The 4303-nt window shown below is 64.0% G+C and carries 3 protein-coding genes; all 3 read left to right on the top strand.

Features of this window, described 5'->3' with window-relative positions:
• A partial coding sequence (gene kdpB, locus DBR18_RS26125) for a potassium-transporting ATPase subunit KdpB (protein ID WP_256588981.1) occupies positions 1-1889 on the top strand: 1889 nt, incomplete at its 5' end.
• Positions 1890-2020: 131 nt separating this feature from the next.
• On the top strand, positions 2021-2566 hold the full coding sequence (gene kdpC, locus DBR18_RS26120; protein WP_108592475.1) for a potassium-transporting ATPase subunit KdpC: 546 nt from the start codon (positions 2021-2023) through the stop codon (positions 2564-2566).
• Between the two features lie 115 nt (positions 2567-2681).
• Positions 2682-4303, top strand: a 1622-nt coding sequence (locus tag DBR18_RS30020; RefSeq protein ID WP_256588980.1) for a DUF4118 domain-containing protein, incomplete at its 3' end; no start/stop codon positions are given.

The following is a 4303-nucleotide window of genomic DNA, read 5'->3' as shown; positions in this document are numbered from 1 at the left end:
CCACCGTGCTGTGTTTCATCCCGGACAACGTCGTGCCGACTTTCGTCGCCGCGCAGATTGCCTTGTGGCTGTGGTTCACCGTGCTGTTCGCCAACTTCGCCGAGGCCTTGGCCGAAGGTCGCGGCAAGGCCCGCGCCGACAGTCTCAAGGCCGGTAGCGAAGGCCTCAGCGCGCGGCGCAAACTGGCCAACGGCAGCTTCCAGGTGGTGCCTGCTGCCAGCCTGCGCAAAGGTGACGTGGTGCGCGTTGAGGCCGGGGAGATGATCCCCGGTGACGGCGAAGTCATCGAAGGTATTGCCGCGGTCAACGAAGCGGCGATCACCGGTGAATCGGCGCCGGTGATTCGCGAGTCCGGCGGCGATCGCTCGGCGGTCACCGGCAACACGCGCCTGGTGTCCGACTGGCTGCTGGTGAAGATCACCGCCAACCCCGGTGAATCGACCCTCGACCGCATGATCGCATTGGTTGAAGGCGCCAAGCGCCAGAAGACTCCGAACGAAGTCGCCCTCGACATCCTGCTGATCGGCCTGACCCTGATCTTCCTGCTGGTGGTGGTGACCCTGCAACCGTTCGCCCATTTCGCCAACGGCAACCTGCCGCTGGTGTTCCTGGTGGCGCTGCTGGTCACGCTGATTCCGACCACCATCGGTGGCCTGCTGTCGGCCATCGGTATTGCCGGGATGGATCGTCTGGTGCGGCTGAACGTGATCGCCAAATCCGGGCGTGCCGTGGAAGCGGCCGGTGACGTGCACGTGCTGCTGCTGGACAAGACCGGCACCATCACTTTCGGCAACCGTCGTTGCAGCGCGGTGTATGCCGCGCCGGGTGTGAACGGTCGCGAACTGGCCGAAGGCGCGCTGTTCGCCTCGCTGGCGGACGAAACCGCTGAGGGCAAATCCATTGTCGAGTACCTGCGCGGTCTGCACCCACAAACCGAGCCGGCGCTGGATACGTTGACTGCCGTGCCGTTCAGTGCGGAAACCCGTCTCTCCGGTGTTGACTATCAGGGCCGCGTTTACCGCAAGGGCGCCGTGGATTCGCTGCTGTCGTTCCTCGGTCAACAACGCTCCGTTCTGGCCCCCGCACTGTCGCGGGAAATCGACAAGATCGCCCAGAGCGGCGGCACACCGTTGCTGGTCTGCGCCGACGGCAAGCTGCTCGGTGCGATCCATCTCAAGGACGTGGTCAAGCCAGGCATTCGCGAGCGTTTTGCCGAGCTGCGCAAACTGGGGATTCGCACCGTGATGGTCACCGGCGACAACCCGTTGACCGCTGCCGCGATTGCCGCTGAAGCGGGTGTCGACGACGTACTCGCCGAAGCCACCCCGGAGAAGAAGCTGGCGCGTATCCGCCTTGAGCAGAACGACGGTCGTCTGGTCGCCATGTGCGGCGACGGCGCCAACGATGCCCCGGCGCTGGCCCAGGCTGACGTCGGCATGGCGATGAACGACGGCACGCAAGCCGCGCGCGAAGCGGCGAACATGGTCGACCTCGACAGCGACCCCACCAAGCTGCTGGACGTGGTGCAGATCGGCAAGGAATTGCTGGTGACCCGTGGCGCGCTGACTACCTTTTCCATCGCCAACGACGTGGCCAAATACTTTGCGATCCTGCCGGCACTGTTCGCCGCAATCTATCCGCAACTGGGCGTGCTGAACATCATGCACCTGACCAGTCCGCAGAGCGCGATCCTCTCGGCCATCGTCTTCAACGCCCTGATCATCGTGGTGCTGATTCCACTGGCACTGCGGGGTGTGCGCGTGCAGGCAGCGAGTGCGGCGGCACTGTTGCGTCGCAACCTGCTGATCTACGGGCTGGGTGGGATTCTGGTGCCGTTCGTGGGGATCAAGGCGATCGACATGCTGCTGACGGCGCTGCATCTGGTGTGATCCCTTCACGAGCAGGCTCGCTCCCAGATTTGCAATGCGGCCCGCTGTGGGAGCCAGCCTGCTGGCGATGAAGTCGACTCGGTCCACCTGAATTAACGCGGTATCCGCTTTCTGAATTCGAGGATTTTGCAATGTCCACAATGATACGTCCGGCCCTGAGCCTGCTGGTGCTGATGACCCTGATCACCGGCGTGGCCTATCCACTGGTGGTGACCGGCGTTGCGCAGGTCGCTTTCCCTGAACAGGCCAACGGCAGCCTGGTGCACGATGCTGATGGCAAGGTGCGCGGCTCGTCACTGATTGCCCAGGATTTCGTCGGTGATGCGTGGTTCCATCCGCGTCCATCGGCAGGTGCGTTTGCGACCGTTTCCAGCAGCGCCAGTAACCTGGCACCTAGCAATCCGGCGCTGGCCACCCGGGTGATCGACGACGCCCACAAATTGCAGGTGCCCGGCCAGGGGCCAGTGCCCTTGGCGCTGCTGACCACCTCCGGCAGCGGCCTCGATCCGCACTTGCCTCCGGCGGCAATTGCCTATCAACTGGCGCGTGTCGCGCAAGCGCGCAACCTGCCGGTGTCTACCTTGCAGCAACTGCTCGATGCGCACATCGAACAGCCGCTAGTGGGGCCACCGGTGGTGAATGTGCTGGAGCTGAACATGACGCTGGAAAAACTGTAGATCAAAAGATCGCAGCCTTCGGCAGCTCCTACACTGGATCGACCTGTAGGAGCTGCCGCAGGCTGCGATCTTTTAACGGTTCACCCTCATTTCAAATCGAACAAGGCAATTCCCGATGAGCGACTCCGGCCGCGCCGACGCACTGTTAGCAGACCTGCCCCGCGACGGCCGTGGCCGGCTGAAGATCTTCCTCGGCGCCGCCCCCGGTGTCGGCAAGACCTACGCCATGCTCCAGGCCGCGCACACGCAACTGCGCCAGGGCGTGAAAATCATTGCCGGCGTCGTCGAAACCCACGGCCGCGCGGAAACCGAAGCGTTGCTCGGCGGTTTGCCGCAGCAGCCATTGGTGCGCTCGGAATACCGTGGCGTGATGCTCGAAGAAATGGACCTCGACGGCCTGCTCGCCGCCAGACCGAAACTGGTGCTGGTGGACGAACTCGCCCACACCAACGCCCCCGGCAGTCGCCACGCCAAGCGCTGGCAGGATATTCAGGAGCTGCTCGCCGCCGGCATCGACGTCTACACCACGGTCAACGTCCAGCACCTGGAAAGCCTCAACGATCAGGTGCGCGGCATCACTGGCGTGCAAGTGCGCGAAACCCTGCCGGACTGGGTGCTGCAGGAAGCCTACGAACTGCTGCTGATCGACCTGCCGCCGCGCGAATTGCTGGAGCGTCTGCGCGAAGGCAAGGTCTACGTGCCGGAACAGGCGCGGGCGGCGATCGATGCGTTTTTCACCCAGACCAACCTCACCGCGTTGCGTGAACTGGCGATGCAAACCGCTGCCGCGCAGGTCGATAACGATCTTGCGCAAGGCTATCGCCAACTCGGTCAGTCAGCCCCGGCAGTGCGCGGGCGCTTGCTGGTGGGTGTCGATGGTGATGCCCATGCCGAACGCCTGGTGCGTCATGCCAGTCGCGTGGCCCAGCGTCGGCATCTGCCATGGAGTCTGGTGCATGTCGACAACGGCACGGTGCGCGATGAACAGTCGCGCCTGCGCCTGCAAAATGCCCAGCAACTGGCTGAACGCCTCGGCGGCGAAGTGGTGTTGCTGCGCGCCGGCGAAGTGGCGAAAACCTTGATCCAGCACGCCGCCGAACGTCGCGCGAGCCTGCTGCTGGTCGGCCAGTCACGGCCTAGTCTGCGTCGGCGCCTATTCGGCGGCGGGCTGGCTGCACGGTTGCTGCGCCAGGCTCACGGCCTGGAAATCAACGTCCTCGACAACGACCATGAACACCTGCAACCGCGCCTGCGGAGCACGCCGACGCTGGTCTGGTTCGACTATGCGCTGGCGCTGGTTGCCACGGTGCTTGCCAGTGCATTGGCGTGGGCGGTGTCGAGTATCTTGCCGCTGCCGAACATCTCGCTGGTGTTCCTTGCGGCGGTGTTGCTGGTGGCGGTGCGCAGCAGTCTGGGGCCGGCGCTGGCCTGTGCGGCGCTGTCGTTTCTGACTTACGATTTTCTGTTCATTCCGCCGAATTTTTCCTTCGCTATCCAGCGTGAAGAAGATGTTCTGACCTTGCTGTTCTTCCTGTTGATGGCGGCGCTCACCGGCAATCTCGCCGCACGCCAGCGCCGTCAGTTGCAGGCGTTACGCGACACCCAGGAAGAGACCACGGAGCTGCTTGATCTGTCGCGCAAACTGACTGCGGCGACGGATCGTCAGGCCGTGGTCAGCGCCGCCGCGCAGCACCTCAACGGCTGGAGCGATCTCCAACTGTGCCTGCTCAATCGAGA

Source organism: Pseudomonas sp. HMWF021, assembly GCF_003061005.1.
Lineage (GTDB): Bacteria > Pseudomonadota > Gammaproteobacteria > Pseudomonadales > Pseudomonadaceae > Aquipseudomonas.
Note: the sequence above shows the minus strand (reverse complement) of the source record. Positions and strands in the feature narration are given on the sequence as shown.